Source organism: Paenibacillus sp. Y568, from assembly GCF_059445545.1.
This window is the reverse complement of sequence record NZ_JCAIUM010000002.1, coordinates 400,782-425,357: the sequence shown is the minus strand read 5'-3', so window position 1 is coordinate 425,357 and position 24,576 is coordinate 400,782. Positions and strand designations below refer to the sequence as shown.

General features: G+C 40.8%; 20 protein-coding genes. 5 read left to right on the top strand and 15 right to left on the bottom strand.

Going from position 1 to position 24,576, the window contains the following annotated elements; translation table 11 throughout:
* Positions 1-259: 259 nt before the first annotated feature.
* The 7 genes from AC1D7X_RS05025 to AC1D7X_RS04995 form a co-directional block, all read right to left on the bottom strand.
* The gene (locus tag AC1D7X_RS05025; RefSeq protein ID WP_495474761.1) at positions 260-2,983 is read right to left on the bottom strand and encodes a glycoside hydrolase family 2 protein; all 2,724 of its coding nucleotides are present in this window, start codon (positions 2,981-2,983) and stop codon (positions 260-262) included.
* A gap of 13 nt (positions 2,984-2,996) precedes the next feature.
* A complete protein-coding gene (locus AC1D7X_RS05020) occupies positions 2,997-3,836 on the bottom strand; it encodes a carbohydrate ABC transporter permease (RefSeq protein ID WP_495457843.1) in 840 nt (279 codons plus the stop codon).
* An 18-nt stretch (positions 3,837-3,854) separates the two neighbouring features.
* Positions 3,855-4,733 carry a carbohydrate ABC transporter permease gene (locus tag AC1D7X_RS05015; protein ID WP_495457842.1) on the bottom strand — a complete coding sequence of 293 codons (879 nt, stop codon included), beginning with the start codon at positions 4,731-4,733 and terminating at the stop codon, positions 3,855-3,857.
* A gap of 73 nt (positions 4,734-4,806) precedes the next feature.
* Positions 4,807-6,105, bottom strand: coding sequence for an ABC transporter substrate-binding protein (locus tag AC1D7X_RS05010; RefSeq protein ID WP_495457841.1), 1,299 nt, complete (start codon positions 6,103-6,105; stop codon positions 4,807-4,809).
* Positions 6,106-6,342: 237 nt separating this feature from the next.
* Positions 6,343-7,230, bottom strand: a complete 888-nt coding sequence (locus AC1D7X_RS05005; RefSeq protein WP_495457840.1) for an ArsR/SmtB family transcription factor — start codon at positions 7,228-7,230, stop codon at positions 6,343-6,345.
* A 171-nt stretch (positions 7,231-7,401) separates the two neighbouring features.
* Positions 7,402-8,280: a YitT family protein gene (locus tag AC1D7X_RS05000; protein ID WP_495457839.1), complete on the bottom strand. Its 879-nt coding sequence runs from the start codon at positions 8,278-8,280 to the stop codon at positions 7,402-7,404.
* Between the two features lie 235 nt (positions 8,281-8,515).
* Positions 8,516-10,258: an SGNH/GDSL hydrolase family protein gene (locus tag AC1D7X_RS04995; RefSeq protein ID WP_495474760.1), complete on the bottom strand. Its 1,743-nt coding sequence runs from the start codon at positions 10,256-10,258 to the stop codon at positions 8,516-8,518.
* Between the two features lie 244 nt (positions 10,259-10,502).
* On the opposite strand from AC1D7X_RS04995, the gene AC1D7X_RS04990 reads away from it, so the two are divergent.
* Both AC1D7X_RS04990 and gdh read left to right on the top strand, forming a co-directional pair.
* Entirely contained in the window at positions 10,503-11,369 is an 867-nt protein-coding gene (locus AC1D7X_RS04990; RefSeq protein ID WP_495457837.1) for a GRP family sugar transporter, read from the top strand.
* A 16-nt stretch (positions 11,370-11,385) separates the two neighbouring features.
* Positions 11,386-12,171, top strand: coding sequence for a glucose 1-dehydrogenase (gdh, locus tag AC1D7X_RS04985; RefSeq protein ID WP_495457862.1), 786 nt, complete (start codon positions 11,386-11,388; stop codon positions 12,169-12,171).
* Positions 12,172-12,677: 506 nt separating this feature from the next.
* Here the strand turns inward: gdh and AC1D7X_RS04980 are convergent.
* The 8 genes from AC1D7X_RS04980 to AC1D7X_RS04945 form a co-directional block, all read right to left on the bottom strand.
* Positions 12,678-13,388, bottom strand: a complete 711-nt coding sequence (locus AC1D7X_RS04980; protein WP_495457836.1) for a transaldolase — start codon at positions 13,386-13,388, stop codon at positions 12,678-12,680.
* 2 nt (positions 13,389-13,390) lie between these two features.
* Positions 13,391-14,764 (bottom strand): PTS ascorbate transporter subunit IIC, encoded by a 1,374-nt coding sequence (ulaA, locus tag AC1D7X_RS04975; RefSeq protein ID WP_495457861.1) that lies wholly within the window; start codon positions 14,762-14,764, stop codon positions 13,391-13,393.
* Positions 14,765-14,784: 20 nt separating this feature from the next.
* Positions 14,785-15,063 (bottom strand): PTS sugar transporter subunit IIB, encoded by a 279-nt coding sequence (locus AC1D7X_RS04970; RefSeq protein ID WP_495457835.1) that lies wholly within the window; start codon positions 15,061-15,063, stop codon positions 14,785-14,787.
* Positions 15,064-15,090: 27 nt separating this feature from the next.
* Positions 15,091-17,157: a BglG family transcription antiterminator gene (locus tag AC1D7X_RS04965; RefSeq protein WP_495457834.1), complete on the bottom strand. Its 2,067-nt coding sequence runs from the start codon at positions 17,155-17,157 to the stop codon at positions 15,091-15,093.
* 299 nt (positions 17,158-17,456) lie between these two features.
* On the bottom strand, positions 17,457-18,359 hold the full coding sequence (locus AC1D7X_RS04960; RefSeq protein ID WP_495457833.1) for a LysR family transcriptional regulator: 903 nt from the start codon (positions 18,357-18,359) through the stop codon (positions 17,457-17,459).
* A gap of 15 nt (positions 18,360-18,374) precedes the next feature.
* The gene (locus AC1D7X_RS04955; RefSeq protein WP_495457832.1) at positions 18,375-19,388 is read right to left on the bottom strand and encodes an LLM class flavin-dependent oxidoreductase; all 1,014 of its coding nucleotides are present in this window, start codon (positions 19,386-19,388) and stop codon (positions 18,375-18,377) included.
* A 292-nt stretch (positions 19,389-19,680) separates the two neighbouring features.
* Positions 19,681-19,827, bottom strand: a complete 147-nt coding sequence (locus AC1D7X_RS04950; RefSeq protein WP_495457831.1) for a hypothetical protein — start codon at positions 19,825-19,827, stop codon at positions 19,681-19,683.
* 78 nt (positions 19,828-19,905) lie between these two features.
* On the bottom strand, positions 19,906-20,076 hold the full coding sequence (locus AC1D7X_RS04945) for a DUF3977 family protein (protein WP_495457830.1): 171 nt from the start codon (positions 20,074-20,076) through the stop codon (positions 19,906-19,908).
* A gap of 92 nt (positions 20,077-20,168) precedes the next feature.
* Here AC1D7X_RS04945 and AC1D7X_RS04940 point away from each other — a divergent pair, with 92 nt between their 5' ends.
* The 3 genes from AC1D7X_RS04940 (at position 20,169) to aspA (ending at position 24,328) form a co-directional block, all read left to right on the top strand.
* Positions 20,169-21,332 (top strand): MFS transporter, encoded by a 1,164-nt coding sequence (locus AC1D7X_RS04940; protein ID WP_495457829.1) that lies wholly within the window; start codon positions 20,169-20,171, stop codon positions 21,330-21,332.
* Between the two features lie 145 nt (positions 21,333-21,477).
* Positions 21,478-22,668, top strand: a complete 1,191-nt coding sequence (gene fabV, locus AC1D7X_RS04935; RefSeq protein ID WP_495457828.1) for an enoyl-ACP reductase FabV — start codon at positions 21,478-21,480, stop codon at positions 22,666-22,668.
* Positions 22,669-22,918: 250 nt separating this feature from the next.
* Positions 22,919-24,328, top strand: coding sequence for an aspartate ammonia-lyase (aspA, locus tag AC1D7X_RS04930; RefSeq protein ID WP_495457827.1), 1,410 nt, complete (start codon positions 22,919-22,921; stop codon positions 24,326-24,328).
* Positions 24,329-24,576 lie beyond the last annotated feature (248 nt).

Here is a 24,576-nt window from a genome sequence, read left to right as displayed (position 1 = left end):
AGCGCCAAATAGTAGGGCAAGGATAACCCACTTGACCTACTATTTTTTGTGCATCAATATTTTTTTGGGAAATCGGCTACCTCTTCAAATGATTTATCCACTTTTGAGACAGCCCCTTTTATAGCACCTTAGGTAACCCCATGTGTTTACGGTTCTTCTTTATTTTAAAGGAGGATAATGAAGATCCTTCTTCATATGGATATCGAAATCAAAACACTAACTACCTTTTGTTCTGCAATCTTTTCCTGGATAACTCAACCTATATGAACTTCATGATCAAAGCATTCACCAATTGCGTTGCAATTGGATGGGTTCCATAACTTTCTTTTAACTTCCATGTTGTTAAAGTAAGACTTCCTTCTGCACTTCTCTGGACTACAAGAGACCCGCCAGCTTGACCAATCCAACCTTGGAAATATCCTGAGACAATCTCGCTTGTGTGGGTAATACTCTCATTGCCGAACATATAGACAATGCGTCCCATCGTTCCACCCAATTTATCATAGTTACTAAATGGCACAATATATTCAGGATAAATCCCTTCCATTTCCCAGCCCATCTCATGATGGAGTGGAATGCCATCGAAATAGGTCGGATCGACGTAATTGAATGAGGAAGTGCGATTCCAACTCTCGCCTCGTACAAGCTCTCGGAACGTAAACTGCCCCTTGTCGGATAACCTATCTCCTTCTTCTGCTAAGAACAATACATGCCCCCCGTTACGGTAATACTCCAATACTGAATCATCTAGGACAGAAGTAATAACGACTTGAGCAGATGTGAAATTTTCAATCACTGTCCATCCATTGGCTTCAAGGGAAGCCTGAAAACATGCATCCATTTTATAAGCGTAGACGGCAACAGAAGGCATAATTTCCTGCGGTGTAATGGTTAATTCCTCTTCGTTCGTTGCCACGGCCTCGCTGTCCATAACCAAAGTTAGTCTTAATGTATGAAATGCCGAAGTAAGAACCCTTGGCGTAGTAAATCGAATACCTTCCGACAGTCGAACATAAGCTTGATTCTCTTCATGAATCGGAATGCTGCCAGACACATCCGTACCCCTAATTTCCCACTTCAATTCACCTTGTAGCGGACGCAGGTCGTCATTACATATGATCACATCCCAAGATTGAGTCTCCCCGCACCAGAGATTACGCTTCAAGCGATCTGCCATAACGATAAGACTTCCGTTGAAATCTCCTGCTCTATCGAAACCGATTTTCATGTTTCTAGTGTAATCTAACCAACCATTTGTTTCCCATTCAACGTCTGTAAATTCAGTAACCACATATCCGTTGATTTGTGGTTGTTTACGCATCTCTTCAATTAATGATTTCACAGCTCGAACCATTCTGCGCTGAGAGTAGAACGACAAATTCTCGAAATCTCCGAAAATTCGATTTAATTGATACTTATCGAAATTCGCTAATGCGGTAAGTGGATTTTTAAAATCTTCTCGATGGGTGTCGTCTCCAAGATTCGCGAACCACGAAGGTTCACCCTTATAGTAATCTATCAATTTCTGAACACTAGGCAGTCCCCATACTCCGAACTCAGATACGATAATTGGCTCACCTTGTGGTTTATAACCGTTAACGTAGTTCTTCTCAGGATTTCCTACCATATATTCTTCTATGTCGGTCTTCCAATCTTCGATTTGTTCCGGCAGTACAAAATAACGATGATGATCGTTAATATCTGTCTTCACATGAACCCAGCCTGAATTATCACAGATCAACCGGGTCGAATCCATTTTTTTAATGTCATCATACATGATCTTCACATGTTCTTGCTTCTCAATATCGTTAGCTAGGTCCCATTCCAATCCCCATTCCTCATTATACAAAGACCATATAAGAATCGATGGATGGTTGAAATCCCGGTTAATCATTCCGCGAAGCTCGCTATAGAATCTTTGCCTGCTCTGTGCTGACCACTTCACTACATTGGGTGGCTCGGCCCATATTAACATGCCCATGCGATCCGCCCAGTAGAGGTAACGAGGAATTTCGATTTTAATATGCTTACGTAGTAGGTTAAATCCCATTTGTTTGGCAAGCTTAATTTCATTTAATATCCACTCGTCTGAAGGCGCAATGTAGATTGTATCCGGGTAAAATGCTTGATCTAGCGCCCCTCGGACATACAAAGGTTGATGATTGAGCAACAACTGACCTTCCTCAAATTCAATCTTCCGCATACCGAAATAGGTGACGAACTCATCGATGATAACGTCGCCATGATTTTCTTTGATGGTAACTGTCATATCATATAAGTGAGGATTATCGGGACACCACCAAATCGCATTCTCAAGAGGTATATGGTGACGAGATTCATTATTCATGATCATGTCTTGGAATACTACAATCTTGTTGTCTGAATCCTCGTGATTTGTAATGGTATACTCAACAATGAGTGGTTCATTGAACTCTCCGGAAATACGTAAATATGTTTCTACTATTTCATCATCAATATTCGGAGAAATATGAACATGTTCAATGAAACAATTAGAACGTTGCTCCAAGAATACCTCCTGCCAGATGCCACTGATTCTCGTATACCAACTTCCTTGTTTGCCAATTGGGATCTCAGCGTTATCCTGAGGATCAAACACCCTCACGGTTAGGCGGTTCATTCCCCCCTGATTTATTACCTGGGTAACATCGAATTCAAATGGTGTAAACCCACCTTCATGTTCACCAATGTAGACCCCATTCAACCATACTCTTGCCTGAAAATCCACAGCTCCAAAACATAAATACAGGTTCATACCGGTGGAAAGTTCTGCCTGAGTGAATTGCTTCTCATACCATCCTGTACCGCAATAGTGCACGTATTCTTCTTCTCTTTGCCATATATGTGGAACTTCAACTTGTCGAGCATCTATTAAACCTTTCACAAACCAAGTATCTCTTTCTCCTTGATCCTTTCGGTCAATCAGGAAATTCCACGACCCATTTAAGCTACAGTTCTCTCTCATACTTTTCCCCCATTTACTTGATACCTGTTGTAGAGATACCCTTAATGATGTGTTTTTGGAATAACAGGAATACGAGCACAGCTGGAATACTCGCAAGAACATTTGAGGCCATTGGTACAGCCAAATCTGTTGCGAAAATACTTTGGAATGTTGGAATTCCTACAGGTAATGTCATCATTGAAGTATCTTGTGCCACCAACAAAGGCCACAATAAGTTATTCCAAGACTGTATGAAAATAAATATACTGACCGCAGCCATAGAGCTGCGAGATAATGGCCATATTAATTTCAACCAAATCGTAAAAATACTTGCGCCGTCTATTTTGGCAGCCTCCAATAATTCATTAGGTAATTGATCTATAAATTGCTTAAGAATTAAGAATGCGAGCGGAAGCATCATCCCTGGCCAAATAAGCGCGTTATAACTATTCGTCCAACCTAGATCGGTTATCATTTCGAATAATGGAACTACAATCGATTCTACAGGTACCATCATCCCTACTAGGATAAGTGCAAATACAAAGGTCTTTCCTTTGAATTGAATTCTGGACACCGCAAATGCTGCCCATGAACTAATCAATACCGTAATACCTGTCTGTACAATACCGACAATAATGCTGTTCAATGTCCATCGCCACATCATAGCTGTTCCATCAGGTTTCAGTACGCTCATGAAACTATCCAGAGAAAACTTCGTTGTAAACAGTTCCCCGACGATCGTTACCGTGGATCCTGGCGCTTTGAAAGCAGCTATGAACATCCACAGCAAAGGTGCGAGCATGATTATGGCAAACGCATATGCAATAATGTAGCCCCAAATTCTTATGTTCATCATTCGTTTTATGTTACTCATGCATGGTTCACCTCTTCTTTATTTCTTCCCCATCAATAGTTTGAACTGAGCCAATGAAATCATGGCAATGATCAAAAATAAAACGAAAGATACGGCTGAAGCATACCCTGTGTCCCATTGCCTAAACGCGATTTGATAAATATAGTGAACTAGTGGGGTTGTGGATGATCCAGGTCCCCCTTTGGTAATGAGCCAGGTTTGGCCAAACAGTTTGAAGGAGGCTATCGTTTGTAGCAGAATCACCAATGCGGTGACACCCTTTAACGAAGGCATGGTGATATACCGAAATTTCGCCCACCTATTGGCCCCATCGATATCTGCTGCTTCATATAAATCATCCGGAATTTCCTGTAATCCTGCGAGAAATAATATCATATTAAATCCTGCCGTCCACCAAAGCGTGGAGATCAAAATGGAGATCCAACCCATACCCCAGCTACCAAACCAGGATATCTCCATGGTCATTCCCATAGAGTTAAGCGTTTCAGCGATCAACCCTGTTCTAGATTGCAGAATAAATACCCAAATGCTACCTACAACGGATACTGAGAGCATGTAAGGCATGAAATAAACCGTTCTGAGCATTGTCGTGCCTCTCAACTTCATATTAACAAGTAACGCCATTCCTAATCCTAAGATGACAATTGAAGGTGTGGAGATGACAATAAAGTACAATGTATTCCATAAGGAGCTCCAGAACTTCTCATCACTCATCATATATTCATAATTGTCCACTCCCACAAAGGTTTTCTCCGCACCTAAAGTACCAGCAAATAAGCTTGATATAAACCCTTTGAGTATCGGATAGATCCAAAATACTAAATAGAGAATCATGAACGGAGCCAAAAAGACTAGGGCTGCTAAATAGTTTTTATAACTTTGGCTTTTGAATTTCAAATTTTCTCACTCCTTCAAATGAAGATATCACGGGATATCACTTAAATACCCCGTAGATATATCATTTGTTTGGTTATCTCGTCATTAATTTTTCTGCATTTTTCTGTGCTGCTGCCAATCCTTCATCTATACTTTGGTGTCCATAATTGATTTCAACAAGCGATTCAAGAACCGTGTCATTTATTGCACCAAGCTTTGGTGTATCTGGCATATATTTTACGACATCCATAACAGCTGCATAACTTGCACGATATGGCATTGCTTTGTAATCTTCCGATGCTAATACGGATGGTTTAGATGGTACATGACCTGCTTTTGCCCACATTGCACCATGTTCTGCTAACCAGTCCGCGAATTTAACGGCAGCGACCTGTTTTTCTTTGTTATCTTGCTTAGGTACAATCAATGTGTGCGAGTCACCCCATGCGGCCGGTTGGTCATATAGTTGAGGAAATGGAGCTGCTGCGAAATCAAGGGATGCTTCACTCTCGAAGTTCCCTGTTGACCATACGCCAGTAAACGTAACTGCTGCTTTAGATGTTTTGAAAAGATCGTAACTATTATCACCGATGTCAGGTAACATCAATTTCTTATTCAACCAAGTCTGAAGCAGTTCCATCGCAACTTTACCCTCAGGTGTATTGATCGTTGGCTGACCATCTTTAAAATAAGTACCTCCTTGTTGTTGAACAAGGGCATACCAGATCCAGTACGTAAAGACATTGTTACTTCCGATAACCATAGGCGATACATCAGCAGGCAACTTCTCTTTAAGAACTTCTAGCATCTTAGTGAAACCTTCTGCGCCTGGATCCATTTTAATACTACCATCGGCGTTTAGAAGCCCTGCATCACCAAGATACTTCTTGTTGTAGTACATGACTACCGCATGCGTATCTAGCGGTATGGCAACATGTTGACCATCGCGAATAACTGACGTCTCTTGATTCTTCCCGTAGGTTGACCAATCAAGGCCAGCTTCTGTCGCTAACGCGTCAAGCGGTTCAACCATCCCTGTTGGAATCAATTCAGCCAAGTGTGACACGTGCGCCACTGCTACATCTGGTGCTGATTTTGCCGCAAGGGAAGATAGAAGCTTCGGATAGTAATTATCCCAATTGTTATTCATGAACTCGACTTGAATTTCTTTCTGCGATTCATTAAATGACTTAACCATATTCTCCATGTATTCTCCATCAGACCCACTAAACGGAACCCAGTATGTTAACTTCACAACCTCGTTCCCTTTTTCACCGCCACCATTGTTAGCGCTTTCATTTTTAGATTTAGAATTATCCCCCGTCGAACAACCACTCAATACTACCGTAATAATCATCAGAACAAGTACAAGTTGAGACATGACTTTTTTCATTCCATAACCCCCTAAAAAGTGATTTGTCTTTTTTCAAAATTAATATAACATGTTTTATTGTTATATATCAATATATTTTTAAATAAAAATCTCGATATTTTAGCTTCAATCTCGCTATTAATGTATTATTTTAACATTAATAACATTTTAATAGGTTATATGGGGTTATATTATAAAAAAAGAGGAACAATCATGTCCGCTCTCTTTTTTTATAGTCTATTTTATTGTAGCAAAGTCTTAATAATGTACATTCATAATGATTCCTTGCCGATAATTACCGAAGTTCGGGCCGAACAAATTGAGACCACCTGCATTGACTGCATCTTTCTTGACTCCGATCCTTAGCGAAACAAACGGTTTTTCGCTAAGATTTAATTCGGCTATGGTGACATCTGACATCTTCACGCCATCAATAAAACTTCCATCTTGATTGATCTTCCAATACTTCAAAAGCCCATATTGCGTGAAATAAATCAACCACCATTCAGGTGTATTGAAGCCTCGCACCCCACCAAAGTCACCAGGAGAAGTCCATGTACCAATCTCGATATCATTAACCCAAACTGTAATATCTGATGGCCAATCCAACTTGTGATACGGTGCTTCAGAACATATTTCTGCGCTGAAGTTTATTTCTGTTGCCGTATTCCCATACGGAATCCGATTCGGATAACGATATTCAACATAACCCATTCGGAAATAGAGCAATTGCGCCTCTCTATGACCGGGCTCGTAAAATGAACGTGGATCGTCTTGCATCCCGATGTAATCCTTATCACTGACCAGTCCACAACTAGGTTCTGCATGGCAATCAACATATTCACCAATCGGCATATCAATCGTAATGACATTCTTTTCTGGTTCTGGTTCCTCTGTAAACAAGTCAATGATAATACGATCGTAATTTTTAGTGTTCACCTTCTGTGTTCCTCGTCCAGGCACTAGTTCAGTAGTAATTAAGTTGACATCTTCCAGCCTTCTTACATTTACGGCTGTCGTAGAAAACGGTAAACCTAACTTTTCTGATAATTCATTGACGTTGTGTGGACCTGTGCCTAATATTTTCAAAATATTCATCCGATGTTCGTTGGAGATTACTTTGCTTATTTCAACTGCTTCATCCATGGTTAACTGTAATATCTTTATGAGAAGCACCCCCGCTTTTATTACAACTATTCTTGTTATAATACTATAACAGAAAATGGATGCAACTCGAAAGGATCAAATTAAAAAGATACAAAAAAACTCAAGCATTGTGCTTGAGCCCTCATGTTCAACACTCTTTTTAAATTGTCATTAATGAATATCCTTCTTTTTGAAACTACCACCTTTAACTTCTGCTACATCATATACCGTAACAAAAGCATTTTCGTCAATTTCATTAATGATTTCTTTTATTTTGCTTTCTTCCAAACGGTTAATAACACAAGTGATTTCCTTGAATTGTTCTTTTGAATAACCACCGTAAGCATCACTATATGTAGCACCACGACCTAATCGATCACGAATCGTCTCTACCATTAGTTCGGGTTGACTTGTAATGATTTTAAAAGTTTTGGACCCACTTAATCCTTCTTCAACAATATGGATGACTTTTGAAGCAATAAAATATGCGATTGCTGATAGAATAGCAGCCTGTAGATCAAATACGAATGAAACAATAATAAACACAAACATGTTTAAAAATAATATGAGATCACTTGTTCCGAAAGGTAATTTCCGTGAAAGTAATACGGCTAACATATCAATCCCATCTAATGCGCCACCATTACGCAATGCTAGTCCCATTCCAAAACCGATGATAATACCACCCACAACGGTAACTAACAACGTATCACCATGAATAATTGTATGTACGTGATGCATAAGCATCGTCCCGATAGCTAGTGACGCAATACCAATAACTGAATAAATGGCAAAACTTTTACCAATTTGCTTATATCCTAACCACACAAAGGGAATGTTGATTAAGGCAATTAATAACCCTAACGGTAATCCAAATAATTCTGAGCCTACGATACTTAGACCTGTCACACCACCGTCTGAGACGTTGTTAGGTATTAATACTGCTTCTAGACCATAGGCAGCTATTAGTCCCCCAATAATAATTAGTAATACTTTAGAAATAATCTTCAGTTTATTGACTTTACGTTGTCTTCTTGCGACTTCATTCATTTCATTTCCCCGTTCCAGATTAATTTCTTTTTGTTGCTATATCTTCAATCTTTTGCATCACATAAGGGTCTTTAAAAAAAGAGCCGATAGAAAATAGTCTATAATAAATCGCTTAGTTTTGGCAAGTTGTTACACTTTATGTTTGTAGATCCGTTTTTTCTCAACATAAAAAAAAGATAAAGTCAGAATATCATTCATATGATAATTTGACTTCATCTTTAAAATTATGATCCCCTTATATGGTGTATCCAAACCCTAAGATAGTAAAAGAATTTCCCTCATGACCTGGGGCCATTCGAATTTCTACATTATGCTCTTTGCAACTCTCTTCACTGTACAGAATGACGGGATTACAATGCGTCCAGTTGTTCTCATGGGGATTCGCTGTCTTAGCCAACAAGCCATCCACAAAAACCTCCGCGCTTCCAAACTCACCTTTTCCCGAATCCTTATAAACAAGAATGAGACTACGACTCAGGATGGTCATTTTAAAACCTTCTTGACCAGAAGAGACCGTGTGCATCCAGTTATGAGGAAACTGCGGTGTTGGCTCAGGACGATCATCCAGCTCCACGAATTGCAGATCATGGTCGATTTCTATAAATCCACCTGCTGAGATCTTAGCAACGCTTGGATCGCTACTTCGGTCGACTAACCGAACATCCACAAAGTCATTCCCCAGCACTGGGGACTCAGGGATTGTAATATCTACCTGATTCGAAGAATTGCGTTTGCATTCAGCGAACAGATAAGCCAAACAGTCCGCCATAACATGATGACCATCATTGGTCGGATGATAGATATCATAGAAGAATTGTCTTTTCGAAATAACGTTTCCGGCCGCTTTAGTTAGTCCAAACTGTTCCACAACAGCGTCTTTTACACTAACCATGGGAAGATCATAATGTCTGCCTACAGGTGAAAGTCTATCTTGCAGATTCCAGTCATTCACAAATACACTGAATAATAAAACAACGGCTGGCTTGTTCTCACTGGCAAGAATCTTAAGAATCAGACTTTCATAGCAGTTCCCCTTAGTCTCATCACCCTCATCGTTTACGGCAAACTCAACCACAACAATATCAGGTTGTATGTCGCCGTCTCTTAATACATCCCGTTCATAGCGAATCATGCCCAGTTCAGAGGGGGTTCCTCCTACTCCCGCTTTTATAAAATGGAGATGATCTCCCTCTCCCTGTCCAAACATCTCCTTGAATTTCAAATAGGATTTGTATGCATAACAACCGGTGTGAATAGGCTTTGCCCCTGCTCCCTGAGTGATTGATCCTCCAATATAAGCTATCGTGACCTCATCGCCACGTTCCGCTCTTTCTATTGCAGTCTTCAACCTGAGTGAATTTCCCATGCTTACCAGAGACTTAGCAATCATAGCCTGATAGCCTGCTGATCCAAAATCTACTGGGGGTTCCATCTCTATTTCTGGAACGTGATACCCGTCATTCAGATAGAACTTAATGCTTGCTATCGCTATTTGTCCGGCTTGGTCAAATTCAAATGCTATTTTGCCTAGGACATCATCCTCCAGAGACCATTCATAGTCTTCCAGATTCAGAATTACTTCACTTCCGTTCTTGGGACATGGAATTCTGAGTAGGGTACCTGATTCATATTTATTCACTTTCCCCCAATTTTGCAGTACAACGTTGATAATTCCCCCAGGATCTTGTTCGGATCTAATGGATATGCCTATGCTATGAACCAAGGAATGGAAACCCTCGCAACTCTCCAACAATTTCAGTATATTCTCATCGGTCACGCCACCTGCGAGCCTTGCCTTATTCTTTATTTGTTCTCCCTCTAAATAGATTTCTTGTGAAGGCTCGCCTTCATTTCGGGGAGTAGCTTCAATCTGAGAATCGTACATTAAAAAAAAGCCACTCCGTCTATCTACTGGATCCTTCGGCGCCGTTGGGCCTCCTTTACTTCCCCCAGAATATAGCTTACTTTCCTCTGTCATATTTACCATCCAGCCTTTCTCAATATCAAATGTGAACCCTGCCTCTGATACAAGTCCGTATATAGAAAATTCAAGGAATTACTAAAAACATGTTAACTACTTCTTTAAATCATCTTTGAATCCCTTTATTTTAATAAGTCTCCGCTTCAATCTTTCGGCACTAATTAAATGGTATGCATTCAAAAATGACTTCAAGGGAATGTTATGGATAGAATGATTATCTTTTAAGGAAAGGTAATAAAAAATGGATATTTTGTTTGCGATTTTACCCGCATTTTTTTGGGGAAGCATCGTCCTTTTCAATGTAAAACTAGGCGGTGGGCCCTATAGTCAAACTCTAGGAACTACCATAGGTGCTTTTATCTTTTCAATTTGTGTGTACCTGTTTGTTCGGCCTGTTTTATCGCCCTTGATATTTGGAATTGGGATTGTATCAGGTCTATTCTGGGCAATTGGTCAAGTTAATCAATTAAAAAGCATTAAATTAATGGGCGTATCCAAGACAATTCCGATTTCAACGGGACTTCAATTAGTTGCAACAACATTATTTGGTGTTATCGTCTTTCACGAATGGTCTACGATCACATCCATTGTTTTAGGCATTTTGGCGTTAGTCTTAATTATCGGTGGTGTGATTTTAACATCATTAGAGGACAAAGAGGGCAAACAAGACAAACAAGGTCTCAAATCAGGTGATTTTAAAAAGGGAATTCTGATTCTTTTAATTTCTACCGTTGGTTATTTAGTTTATGTAGTCATTTTACGACTATTTGAAGTAGATGGCTGGTCCGCTCTTTTACCTCAAGCAATTGGAATGGTGATCGGTGGAGTGCTACTAACCTTCAGACATAAACCCTTTAACAAATATGTAATTAGAAATATTATTCCAGGTTTGATATGGGCTGCAGGAAACATGTTTTTATTTATTTCACAACCTCGCGTGGGAGTTGCCACAAGTTTCTCTCTATCTCAGATGGGCGTTGTTATTTCAACCCTTGGCGGGATATTAATATTACATGAAAAAAAAACGAAACGTCAATACATTTGGGTCACTATTGGCATCCTACTTATTATCACAGCTGGCGTACTGTTAGGTCTTGCTAAAAGTTAACAAAGGAGTTTTCATGATGTATGCAGATTTAAAAGGAAAAGTGGTCGTAATCACAGGCGGTTCAACAGGGTTAGGAAAAGCAATGGGCATTCGATTCGGTAAAGAACATGCCAACGTAGTCATAAACTACCGGTCAAATGCAGACGAAGCGGCAAAAGTATTAGAAGCCATTAGAACCGCAGGCGGAGACGGAATGATCGTTCCAGGTGATGTAACGAAAGAAGAAGATGTTATTAACCTTGTTCAATCTGCTGTTAAGCAATTTGGTACATTAGATATTATGATCAATAATGCTGGAGTTGAGAATGCAGTCCCTTCACATGAGCTACCTTTATCGGATTGGAACAAAGTTATCAGTACAAACTTAACGGGTGCTTTTTTAGGAAGTCGTGAAGCTATCAAATATTTTGTGAACAATAATATTAAGGGATCGGTTATTAACATGTCTAGCGTTCATGAGAAAATTCCATGGCCTTTATTCGTTCATTACGCAGCAAGTAAAGGGGGCATAAAGTTAATGACTGAAACATTAGCCTTAGAGTACGCACCAAAGGGAATTCGTGTAAATAACATTGGTCCAGGTGCAATTAATACACCCATTAACGCAGAAAAGTTTGCAGATCCCAAACAGAAGCAAGATGTAATAAGTATGATCCCCATGGGTTATATTGGTGAACCAGAAGAGATTGCTGCTGTTGCCGCATGGTTAGCCTCATCTGAAGCAAGCTATGTCACAGGCATTACATTGTTTGCCGATGGCGGAATGACTAAATATCCATCTTTCCAAGCGGGCCGTGGATAATATTGATGTACGTTAGATCAAGCGGTTGGTTTTTACTTGGCCACAATCTAATGAAACAAACCGCGTTTGATCAAAAACGCAGAGCAGCGTCAAAGATCGCATCGTTCAGCTAGATTTACAGCTGCATTGACGAGACGAACTAGGTGATTTTGTGGAATGTCTTCTTCTAAACCCATCGACTAGAAAATTTGATCCAAGGTACATGAATGTACAAAAAATCGCTCCCTTTGGTATGGTTGGTCGTACTTCCATTTTACCAATAAGAGCGATTTTTTTGTTGTTTTGGTTGAAAAGTTGCAAAAATATGCTTAAGGCAGCGCAGAGGACGGAACGATTTCGTAAAAGCGATAGCGGTCGCCTAAAAGCTTTCCAAAGGAAAGCTACTTCGAAGGCATACGCTGTCTCCGAATTTTAACCGCTGAGCGGTTTCAATTTAGAAATTTGGAGACCACAGCGATTGGAGAAACGGTCCGTTCGCGGAGCGTCCTTTCAGAACCACTAGAACCTTACACAATGGAATAGCCGAGCATTTGAATATCTTTGGAGAACATCTGAACGGTCTCTAGTGAGATTTGCTCCATTTTCTTCCCCACATAGGGTAGTTTGCCCAAGATTGCTGGTGTACAGGTAATAATATCGCATCCACATTGGTCCGCCTGAAAAATGTTAAGCAATTCTCTTGGGCTTGCCCATAGTAGCTCGGTTCCTTCTTTAGCATGACAGATGGCTGCAGCTTCTTTCATCATCGGTACAGGGTCTACTCCAGAATCCGCCATTCTCCCTGCAAATACCGAGACCACATTAGTCGTCCCTTGTGCGAAAGCATTCACGGTCTCTTCGACCTGAGTAAGCGTTAATATAGCAGTAATATTCAGTGAATACCCTAGTCCCGATAACTTGCGGATTAAAGGAATAGAAGTTTCTCCTTGAGCGTTAGTAATCGGGATTTTGATATACACATTTGAACCCCAACTAGCAATTTTTTTGGCTTCTTCCTCCATCACAGCGAAATCATCGGAGAAGACTTCAAATGAAATCGGTCTATCTGGTATACTCTGTAGTACTCCCTTAGCAAACTCTTCATAGTCTTTTATTCCAGCCTGCTTCATCAAAGTAGGATTTGTCGTGAACCCCTTTATTTTTCCGGATCGGTAAGCAACTAGCATATCCTCTACAACGGCACCATCTGCATAAATTTTGATATTTAGATTATTCATAGTTAGTCTCCTTTAGTATCTTCATAGTTGTTTAACGTAATTGATTTGGTCTTGATAAAATTAGGGATTAACAAAATGATGATTAATATAGCTACAATAACGTATATTCCTGTTGAACCAGCTTGACCAAGAGTAATACCCAGTACGGCAAAATCAATATCTCCGAAGGTCGTGTTAGAGAAACCTAAATTACCAAGCACAGGTAGCAGAAGAGCAGGAAGGAATGACAGCGCTAATCCATTGACAAAAGAGCCTATAATTGCTCCTTTGCGACCTCCTGTCGCATTACCGTATATCCCTGCTGTCGCACCACAGAAAAAGTGAGCAACGAGACCGGGGATGATAAGCACTCCTCCACTCACACCTAGAATTAACATTCCGATGACACCGCCGATGAAGCTACATACGAAACCGATAATGACAGCGGTTTGCGCATACGTAAAGAATACCGCACAGTCGACCGCAGGGATGGCATTAGGAATGATTCGGGTTGCAATCCCTTGGAAAGCGGGAATTAAATCTGCCAAGATCATCCGGACTCCCGAATAAACAATGGTTACACCGATAGCAAACTTCAACCCTGTCATGACAGCGAACAAATACGGCGACATCCCATCAGATAACGTCGATGTAAATTCGGGTCCGGCCGCAAATGCAGCGATTAAATAAAATACAACCATGGTTAAAGCCGTTGAAATTGTCGTATTGCGAAGGAAATTCCATTTTTCCGGAATTTTTATCTTTTCTGTACTATCTTCGGGTTTACCAACTCTTTTACCAACCCAAGCCGCCAAATAATAACCCAAGCTTCCGAAATGGCCCATCGCCACTTCATCTCCATCAGTAACCTTCAAGGTGTATCTTTGACCGATCGCTGGTGAGATTGCACTCCATGCGCCCAGAAGGAACCCGCCTACAATAATCAAGAGAGCACCAGACATTCCTGAAGTACCTAGTACTGCTGATAATAGACAAGCCATAAAGAAGCTGTGATGCCCCGTTAGAAATATATATTTATATTTGGTGAAACGGGCGATCACCAGATTGAGCACTAGACCAAGCACCAGAATGGACATGGTTTCTACTCCAAGTAGCTTTTGTGCTGAGGCTACGATGGCCTCATTGTTCGGAACGACGCCCTGGATATGAAACCCTTTCTCGATCAATGCTCCTAGTGGATTCAGATTGGCAACGATGAAATCTGCTCCCGCACTGAGCATAAGGTAACCGAGAATGGGTCCCAAAGTTCCAGTTAATACTTTGTGTCCTGGTCTTTTTAAGGCAATCAACCCAATAAAGGACATAATTCCAATTAAAAGAGCCGGTTGGGACAAAATATCCTTTATAAACTCCAACAATCCAGATAAAAAACTCATCATTACTCCCCCTCCGATATTTAATTATTCAACTCTAGTAATATTTCTAATATGTCTTCCTGGATCTTCTTCTTATTGATATAGCTACGGGTGACAGCCACTCGCTGGCTATTATCAAATTGGGATGCCAATTCATTCACTGTAACGATTAGATCACAATTTCGACCTTTGGCTGCATTGAAATCCGAGGATTCAACGGAAGCTTTGATCCCATTTTCAGAGCATATTTCCTCAATCTTCAGTTTCAACATCAGACTACTACCAATTCCATTACCGCATACGGTCACAATATTCAACATGCTTATTCCTCCTCATATATTCGATATCTAGCTATACTGCTCGATTAAAGCAAGGATAGGTTCTAAACGATCGGCCTGAATCAGTTTCTCAATATTCCCTTCTTCCTCAAGTAGTTCCATTAACTGTGTCAGCGCTTTAAGATGTGATTCATTATCTATAGCGGCCAAGACGATGATAATATTCACGTCTTTCTCGGGATCATTGTCCGCAAATGACACACTACGTTCTAGCTTCAATAGACTCATTCCCAACTTGGAAACGCCGTCCCTTGGTCGCGCATGGGGTACCGCTACTCTCGGAGCCAAGACAATATAGGCTCCCAGAGTGTTCACATTATGGATCATTGCGTCAACATATCTGTCTCCTATTGCATTGATATCCAATAAGGGTCGTGCTCCCATTCGAATTGCCTGCTCCCAATTGTCCACCCCTTCTTCAAACCGTATCATGTCTTTCGTAAGCAGTTCCTTTAGCACTGGCTTATACCTCCCGATATTGTCTAGCGTATTTCCATTAAGAGTGTCATTAATGGCGGTATACAGGCCTTCCTCATCATGGACATTCGCAAAAGATTTAATTACTTGCATCAAACGATTCACCTTCGGTTTCAAGGTCTTGGTTCCATGTAAAATGAAATCAACCTCCTGAATGATCTTAGCTTTATCCATCGATGTCAGAATAGGCTGCACGATGATTAAAGGCTTTTGTGTACGGAGAAGAACCGTAGAAAAGATAATATCCACTTCCTCGTGAGAATCATCATATTCGCGGATAGAGCTGACCTTCACAATCTCCAGTTCGGGAACGACTCTCTCAATTTGCCGCTTCAGCATATTGGATGTGGCTAGTCCGTTCGGACATACGATAATACCCTTCTTCCGAGTTACGATGATCGCTTGATCATTCAAGAAAGAAGCAAAATGCAGGGCAATGTAACCGATCTCATCATCAGAAAGTGATGAACCCACAAACATTTCAAATTTCCTAAGTGCTTTTCTAACAAGAAGAAAGAGGTCAAAGTGCTCATCCTTGATCGTTTCCAAGTAAGGATTGGTCAGGGAAATGTGAAAGATATGACGATAATAAGCCGGTTTCAAATGCAGCATCAATGATTTGATGGCATGCTCTCGATTTTTGAATTCCACATAGGCCAGCATTTCAAATTCAGATAGAATTTCGTTGGTAATCCTATTGAACTCTTTGCTATTTTGTTGCTCATAAATCTTCTTATCATGCCTGAGACTTAACCCCAACATAAGGATCGTAATATACGTCTTTTCTTGCTCGGGGAGCTTGGTTTTTAATTCAACCAGCATGCTTTCCACAGCCTGATAGTCCTTTGTTCCCTGAATGGTTTTCATGATACTGCTAGTTACAGAGACGTTGTGTTCTCCTTCTAGTCTTGCAAGCAGAAGGGTCGTAAAGGACGCGAATTCCTTCATGCGCTCCTCAACAAAAGTAATGTCCAAGCTGTCCTCAATTCGATTGAGAGATGCCATGACAGCCTCATAGCTTTGGTCAAAATCTCCGTCTTGTTTTTGCTCATCATATACGGTTTTAAGGACATAAAGTCCTCTTGGCTGCTGAACCACACGTGCTAGACTACTTAAGATTAACGTCCGGATGTCCATCTCATCACCATCCAGCCAGTATCCCTCCTGACGGCTGTATTTCAGCGAGATTCCAGCTCGTTTCGCCTCTGAGCGAACATTTTGGATATAAGTCAACACAGTATTTCTACTAACTTTGAACGTTGAAATAAAATGGTTAACGGATAAATAATCATTCTTCATAAAAATCTTCAGGAGCATCATATCGTTTCTTAACATGGGTGACGGAATAAATTCCTTCAGTGTGACTTTGAATAGTGCACCTGAGATTTTCTCTTTTGTCTTTTTATCAACGGTGAAACCGTGTGCACGCTTATTTTGGATGAGCGGTAAATTTTCTTCTAATAGCCAATCGTTGATTTTTTGAACATCGTAATTCACCTTACGCCTTGAACTATCAAGCTGAAGTTCCAACTGTCTGAGAGTTATAACCCGATTAGACAATATAAGATGCAATACTTTAGCAGCTCGTTCGTCTAACATCTCATCCCTCCTCTGCTCTCGTTTCCAATTATAGTATAGATTTAACAATGTATGCGCTTCCATTTAACCCTATTATCGTTCATTGCTTTGTACATGATTGGGTCGATATCTCAGCTGGGCGAGTTCCTAATTCCCCATGATGTTACCCAAGCTATCCTCCAACCCTTTGATAACTATGAGAAAATGGATTTACTGTTACAACGCCTTTACTTCTAAATATAACTAATAAGCACTCCACAGGTGTGGAGTGCTTATTATATGGCCCAATATCTAGTTAGCGTTAAACTATACCCGTATTATTATTCAACAATGGCTTGGTGAAGTTGCTCAATATAAGCCGATGCGAGCTTCGTGAGTGCAACATTTTTATGAGAAATCCATCCAACATGGATCACTTCATCACAATCCAATGGAACCGGAATGATCTCATTCCCATTCAGATCGGAACTGAGAACACCTGTCGAAATCGTGTATCCGTTCAATCCTATCAATAAGTTGAAGAGCGTTGCTCGGTCATTGACACGAATACTTTTTTGATGCGACAACGTACTAAGAATCTCCTCAGAGAAATGAAAGGAATTGTATTCACCCTGCTCAAAGGACAGATATGGATATTCCTGTAGTTGATCGAGGGTAACTCTAGCCTGCTTGGCTAAGGGATTCTTACTACTAATAAAAATATGTGGTTTTGCCGTAAATAAACGGTTGAACTGTAGATTCGCATCCTTGAGAAGTCTACTGATGACTTTTGTATTAAATTCATTAAGATATATGATCCCGATCTCACTACGTAAACTCTTTACATCCTGGATGATTTCATGGGTCTTGGTCTCATGTAATGCCAATTCGTATTCATCTTGACCATATTCACGAACCATATTCACAAATGCATTCACCGCAAAAGCGTAGTGTTGAGTAGATACTGAGAAATGCTGTGGTGAGGGCTTCGCATCTAGATAACGGGCTTCCAGAAGTTCTGCTTGCTCAACAACCTGACGAGCATAACCAAGGAATTCTACCCCTTCCTTCGACAAGGATATCCCTTTATTTGTTCGTTCAAAAATCGTAATCTGAATTTCTTCTTCGAGATCCTTAATCGCATTCGAAAGACTAGGCTGGGAAATAAACAAACGTTTTGCAGCTAAGTTCATGGAACCACGACTAGCAATCTCGATTACATACTTCAATTGTTGTAGTGTCAAGCGATCTAATCCTCCCTACTTCTCATTCATTCCAAAAGCATCTGCAATCAACTTATAAGAATGGATTCTCGCTTGTTCGTTATGAATTGGACTATTGATGAGAATCTCACCAACATGGAAATCCTTACTCATTTGTAGTAGCTGTTCCTTCACCTGATCTGGAGTCCCAATAATCCGACGCTTACGAATTTGCTCGATGTGTTGCAGATCCATCTCTGTGTATGGATAGTTGGTGGCAGTCTCTACCGAAGGCAAGAACGGAATTTCTAACCCTGTTCTAATACCAAGGAATAATAAATCCCCACTCTTCGCCAATTCGTCCGCTTCTTCTTCCGTCTCCGCACAAATAACTAGTGTTGCAATCATTGAGCGTGGATGCTCTTCTAATACATGATTAGGTTCAAAATTCTCATTATAATGTTGAGTCGCTTGCTCTCCTCCAGGTGTACCAAAGAACTCTGCGAACGCATATGAGGTACCTAGTGTCGCAGCAATTCTCGCACTTTCGCCGCTTGAACCTAATAGCCAGATTTCAGGTGCACTAGAGATAACTGGCGAAGTCACTAATTTCTCAAACGGATGCCCAGCAGGAATGGAATTATGTAAATAGCCGATAATATCAAGCACCTGTTGCGGATATTTATTCACGTCAACGTACTTATCCTGTTGCAAAGCTCTTGTAGCGAGTGGCATCCCCCCTGGAGCACGACCTAGACCCAGATCAATACGTCCTGGATGAAGAGCTTCCAACAATCGAAAATTCTCTGCGACCTTATACGCGCTGTAATGTGGGAGCATAATCCCACCAGATCCGACACGAATGCGATTCGTTGCAGCGGCAAGGTGTGCAACTAACACCTCTGGGCTTGAGAAAGCAAGTGCACGCATAGAATGATGCTCAGATACCCAGAATCGCGTATACCCTAGACCATCCGTAGCTTGAGCAAGTCGTGTGGATAGCTGAAGACCTTCCGTTGCATTTTGCCCTTCATTGATATATACCTGATCAAGCACGCCTAACTTTAACATACTAAAGACAACTCCTCTTCTCTATGGTGGAAATCTTGAAGTGATACCAGTAGAAACCTTACCAAGGTTTATAAAAAGCCCTTTTAACAAAGAGCTTAGTAAGTGATTATCATATTATATCTTCATACTAACTTTTGCAGGTTCCATTCTCTTAGCAAATTAAAGTAACATATAGTATAGCATCATATTCTTGTGTAATCCAATTCATGTAGGGAAGATAACATAATAGAAGGAGATTATTTCAATCTCCCCCTCTTCTTGTACGACTTCGGCAAGCGGTATGATTTAAAATCTATTCTTTTGAATCATCTTGAAGCATTTCTTTCCGTCTATCATTTTTCTTTTGTTGGAATTGCTGTGCTTGCTGACTCGTTACAGGTGTCGTTTCTAAATCTTTTACCGTATTCATCAGATTCTTATCTGGATGTCTTGGGCTCATATTTAATTCCTCCTTGGCATCGATTTTTATTCAGGTTTTCACTATAATAGTGTTGCAGTATTCTAACCCAACTATGCATCACATGCCACGAAATCCAAGAATCAATTTTAGTTTTTTTCTGCTTTTCGCGTATTGTTTGAACCCTTCTTTGGAATCAATAACGAATACTCTTCTCCCTACCCACAGCCGTATGTATATCGACTGAAGTCTAAAAGGACGCAAAATCCCTTTAACTTCAATATATTTCATTACACTTATCTCTCCCCATTACATTCATGGTACAATATTAAGGCTGTCATTTATCTATAATAAACCAATTCATGTGAGGACAATGAGAACTTATGAAACTTTCTACACCATTACGTGGCTTTAATTTTTTGTATTTTGCTCTATTGGCTATGTTTATTCCCTTTCTTCCCGTTTATTTTGCTGAACAGGGATTAAGTAAGTCACAGATCGGATTCATCATTGGAACAGGTGGTATCATCACCATTATTGCCCAGCCTTTGTGGGGAATGATAAGCGACCGGACGAAGACGATTCGTAAAGTACTGTTATTGCTAATTGTTTTTGCTTCTGTCACCGGATATTTTTTATACAATACGAGTAGCTACACTTTACTTGTTCTGTTCGCAATGCTAACTTATTTCTTCTTAATGCCTATTGATCCTTTGACAGAAAGTTTAAATTTCCGGATATCTGAATCTGCAGGAATTAACTATGGTTCGATCCGTACGTTTGGGGCTTTAGGTTATGCGGTTATGTCGTTATTGACAGGTTACTTAATGACTCAATTCGGAGCACACAGTTTAGCGATACTCTTTGCGGGAATAGGACTCCTAAGCTTTATCGTTATTCTTGCCATACCTGATGCGCCTGTCGCTAGCAAACCAGTTACAATAAAGAGTCTCAAGCATTTTTTGAGCGGAAAAGAAACCTTATTATTCTTATTATTAGTCTTCATTAGCTCTATTCCAGCACGGATGAACGATACGTTTCTAGGGGTCTATATTCTCGAACTTGGGGGAACACCTGGACTGGTTGGGCAAGCATGGTTTCTTGCAGCAGGGAGTGAAATTGTCGTATTTGCATTAAGCTTCTGGTGGTTGAGAAAAGGGAAAGAACTCATCGTTATCTCTCTTGCAGGCGGTTTCTATTTCATTCGATTCTTTATTTCCGCTTGGATCACAGATCCACACATGCTAGCTTATTTGCAAGTTCTACAACTACTTACATTCCCGGTATTCTACACAGCGGCCATTCAATATCTTTATCAGATCGTACCTGTTGAATGGCGTGCAACCGGTCAGACGGTATTAGCACTTCTGTTCTTCGGAGTGTCTGGTATTATCTCATCTTATGTTGGAGGAGCTTTATATGAAGTTTTTGGTGGAAAAGCACTTTTTCTAACCATCTCTGCTATGTCCTTTATAGGTATGATATTTGGTCTCGTCCTTTACCGAATGTACGGACGTTCACATCGGAACGCCGAAACCGAGGTGTAAACCACTTTTATCTAACGATTTCCACCGAAAATGACAGTTTTATTGTATAGGGTGGATTACATAACGAGACAACTGCCAACAATTTGAATATAATTAAGATAAGATATTAAAGCAGTTTCTGTTAAAGAGAGGAATTTACAGACCCATGATTATTAAACCGAGAACACGTGGATTTATTTGCACGACATCCCATCCAGAGGGCTGTGCCCGTCAGGTACAGCAACAAATAGAATATGTACAAGCACATCCAGCAATAAAGGGTCCACGAAATGTATTAGTAGTCGGAGCATCGACGGGTTACGGCCTAGCATCTCGTATAGTTGCGGCTTTTGGAGCACAAGCAAATACAGTTGGCGTATATCGCCCTAGCAGCGGAAGTGAGAAACGTACCGCTTCAGCCGGATGGTATAACTCCGCAGCTTTTGAGAAAGAGGCAGCCGCAGCTGGTCTTAAATCGTTCAGTGTGACCGGTGACGCCTTCTCTTCCGAGACAAAAGACAAAACAGTTGAACTCATCCGTACTGAACTAGGTCAAGTTGATCTAGTGATCTATAGTGTAGCTTCCGCGAGAAGAATAGATCCTCAGACGGGTGAAATGGTTAACTCTGTTCTTAAACCTATCGGTAAACCATATACCAATCAAACAGTCAACTTCCATACAGGTGAAGTGAGCCAGATTACGATTGAACAGGCCACAGAAGATGAAGTTCGAGATACCGTGACCGTTATGGGTGGCGATGATTGGGAACAATGGATACACGCTCTTCGAGATGCTGGTGTTCTAGCAGATCATGCGACTACGATCGCTTATTCCTATATCGGATCAGAACTCACGCAAGCTGTGTATCGAGACGGTTCCATTGGTCGAGCGAAAGATCATCTAGAAGCAACGGCATTACAATTGAATGATCAACTTGCTATAGGCGGCGGTCGTGCTTATGTATGTGTTAGCAAGGGTCTTGTGACACAATCTAGCTCTGCAATTCCTGTCGTACCGTTATACATTTCTGCTTTATACAAAGTGATGAAGGAAAAGGGTATCCACGAAGGTTGTATTGAACAGACCTATCGCCTGTTTACAGAACGATTATATACTGAAGAAGGTACACCTGTGGATGAAAAAGGACGTATACGCATTGATGACTGGGAACTCCGCGAAGATGTTCAAGCGGAAGTTACAAAGATATGGAATCAGTTAACAACAGCGAACGTCAATGAGCTTACGGATCTGGAAGGCTATCGCCGCGAATTTTTCCAACTATTTGGATTTGAGTGTGATGGTGTTGATTATGAAACCGAAGTTAATCCCGATGTTCAAGTACCCAACTCTCTTTAATCCAACCCTATCAAGTAAGGTTCGTCATTGACGAGCCTTGCTTTTTTTATTTAATGGATAATCTGGTACCAGCTTGCTGAACGAATCCAACACGAATCTATTACTTGCTATAACGGAGTTGTTACGATTGGAAAGAAGATAACAATTGATAAGCTGACATGAAACAACTATAATGAGAGCGAGTCTGGTAAATAAAGTGCTTACACCAGGATGATATTACTAATTATTCACACTCGGAGGAATTCATATTATGAGATTGGAAACAGATTTTCTGGGTACAAAAGAAGTTCCATCAGAAGCTTATTACGGCATTCAAACCATCAGAGCAGCAGAGAATTTCCCAATTACTGGTCAACGCATACATCCCGAACTCATTCGTGCTATGGCCATGGTTAAAAAAGGTGCAGCTATAGCCAATATGGAGATCCGACGATTACTATCTAGCAAAGGAAATGCTATCGTTCTCGCGGCTGATGAAATTATTGGAGGGAAATGGTTCGATCAATTTATTGTTGATCCTATTCAAGGTGGTGCGGGTACATCTATCAATATGAATACTAACGAGGTCATAGCTAATCGTGCCCTTGAACTGATAGGTAAGGAAAAAGGAAGTTATGCAGACATCAGTCCCAATAATCATGTCAATATGGCTCAATCTACGAATGACTCCTTCCCCACTGCCGTACATTTAGCAGTACTGACTATGATCGAGAAGTTGCTCTCGACAATGAAAGAATTACATACAGCATTCAGTGATAAAGCAACGGAATTCGACAGTGTTATCAAAATGGGACGAACCCATCTTCAGGACGCTGTCCCTATCCGTCTCGGACAAGAATTCCAAGCTTATGCACGCGTACTTGAAAGAGATATCAAACGACTTGCAGCCACCAAGAATAACCTACTTCATATTAATATGGGTGCAACAGCAGTCGGTACGGGTCTTAATGCTGATGTACGTTATATTCAGCGTGTAGCCGAAATCCTTGCAGAATTAAGTGGTTTTCCATTGGAGCCAGCGGAACATCTAGTAGATGCAACACAGAACACAGATGCCTATACCGAGGTATCCGCAGTTCTCAAAATCTGCATGATGAACATGTCTAAAGTGGCTAGTGATCTCCGTCTAATGGCTTCTGGCCCAAGAGCTGGATTAGCTGAGATTACACTTCCATCCCGCCAACCAGGCTCCTCCATCATGCCAGGTAAAGTAAACCCTGTGATGTGCGAAGTCATTAACCAGATTGCATTCCAAGTTATGGGTAATGATCATACCATCTGCCTTGCATCGGAAGCAGGTCAAATGGAACTGAACGTGATGGAGCCGGTACTGGTATACAACTTACTACAGTCGTTGGAGATTATGAATCAAGGTTTCCGCGTATTTAGAGAACACTGTATTGAAGGTATTCAGGCCAACATAGATCATTGTCGTGAATATGTTGAGAACAGCGTAGGGATCATCACTGCCCTTAATCCTCACCTAGGATATGAAGTCGTATCTCGAATCGCACGCGAAGCCATTACCACCGGTAAATCGGTACGTAGTCTCTGTCTCCTGTACAACGTTCTGACGGAAGAAGAACTGAACATCATCCTCGATCCATATCAAATGACCAACCCTGGAATTGCAGGCGCAGCATTACTTCAGAGGGAGTAACGACTTGCTAGTTTACTTCGGTGGGAGTAACGACGATTTACTACTTCTGTAAGGATAGCTTGGCATAACTACAAGCAATTCGATAGTTCGTGTACTAGCACGGATGATCGTGTACAAGCATAAACGGATAGAACTAGCTAAGCTGGTTCTGTCCGTTTTTTATTGTTTTTTTCAGCAGTATGAATTAGGATTATCCCTTTTTCAAAGAATAAGTAAATACAATGTGATGTGTACGTGCTAATGTGGCT

What these genes read in the sequence shown, in the direction of transcription:
- AC1D7X_RS04995 (WP_495474760.1), bottom strand. Translation starts at nt 10,258, where the DNA reads ATGACAGAGGAAAGTAAGCTATATTCTGGGGGAAGTAAAGGAGGCCCA.
- gdh (WP_495457862.1), top strand. Translation starts at nt 11,386, where the DNA reads ATGTATGCAGATTTAAAAGGAAAAGTGGTCGTAATCACAGGCGGTTCA.
- AC1D7X_RS04965 (WP_495457834.1), bottom strand. Translation starts at nt 17,157, where the DNA reads ATGTTAGACGAACGAGCTGCTAAAGTATTGCATCTTATATTGTCTAAT.
- AC1D7X_RS04970 (WP_495457835.1), bottom strand. Translation starts at nt 15,063, where the DNA reads ATGTTGAATATTGTGACCGTATGCGGTAATGGAATTGGTAGTAGTCTG.
- AC1D7X_RS04950 (WP_495457831.1), bottom strand. Translation starts at nt 19,827, where the DNA reads ATGAGCCCAAGACATCCAGATAAGAATCTGATGAATACGGTAAAAGAT.
- AC1D7X_RS05020 (WP_495457843.1), bottom strand. Translation starts at nt 3,836, where the DNA reads ATGAGTAACATAAAACGAATGATGAACATAAGAATTTGGGGCTACATT.
- AC1D7X_RS05000 (WP_495457839.1), bottom strand. Translation starts at nt 8,280, where the DNA reads ATGAATGAAGTCGCAAGAAGACAACGTAAAGTCAATAAACTGAAGATT.
- AC1D7X_RS05010 (WP_495457841.1), bottom strand. Translation starts at nt 6,105, where the DNA reads ATGAAAAAAGTCATGTCTCAACTTGTACTTGTTCTGATGATTATTACG.
- AC1D7X_RS04980 (WP_495457836.1), bottom strand. Translation starts at nt 13,388, where the DNA reads ATGAATAATCTAAATATCAAAATTTATGCAGATGGTGCCGTTGTAGAG.
- aspA (WP_495457827.1), top strand. Translation starts at nt 22,919, where the DNA reads ATGAGATTGGAAACAGATTTTCTGGGTACAAAAGAAGTTCCATCAGAA.
- AC1D7X_RS04990 (WP_495457837.1), top strand. Translation starts at nt 10,503, where the DNA reads ATGGATATTTTGTTTGCGATTTTACCCGCATTTTTTTGGGGAAGCATC.
- AC1D7X_RS04945 (WP_495457830.1), bottom strand. Translation starts at nt 20,076, where the DNA reads ATGAAATATATTGAAGTTAAAGGGATTTTGCGTCCTTTTAGACTTCAG.
- AC1D7X_RS05005 (WP_495457840.1), bottom strand. Translation starts at nt 7,230, where the DNA reads ATGGATGAAGCAGTTGAAATAAGCAAAGTAATCTCCAACGAACATCGG.
- AC1D7X_RS04955 (WP_495457832.1), bottom strand. Translation starts at nt 19,388, where the DNA reads ATGTTAAAGTTAGGCGTGCTTGATCAGGTATATATCAATGAAGGGCAA.
- ulaA (WP_495457861.1), bottom strand. Translation starts at nt 14,764, where the DNA reads ATGAGTTTTTTATCTGGATTGTTGGAGTTTATAAAGGATATTTTGTCC.
- AC1D7X_RS05025 (WP_495474761.1), bottom strand. Translation starts at nt 2,983, where the DNA reads ATGAGAGAGAACTGTAGCTTAAATGGGTCGTGGAATTTCCTGATTGAC.
- AC1D7X_RS04940 (WP_495457829.1), top strand. Translation starts at nt 20,169, where the DNA reads ATGAAACTTTCTACACCATTACGTGGCTTTAATTTTTTGTATTTTGCT.
- fabV (WP_495457828.1), top strand. Translation starts at nt 21,478, where the DNA reads ATGATTATTAAACCGAGAACACGTGGATTTATTTGCACGACATCCCAT.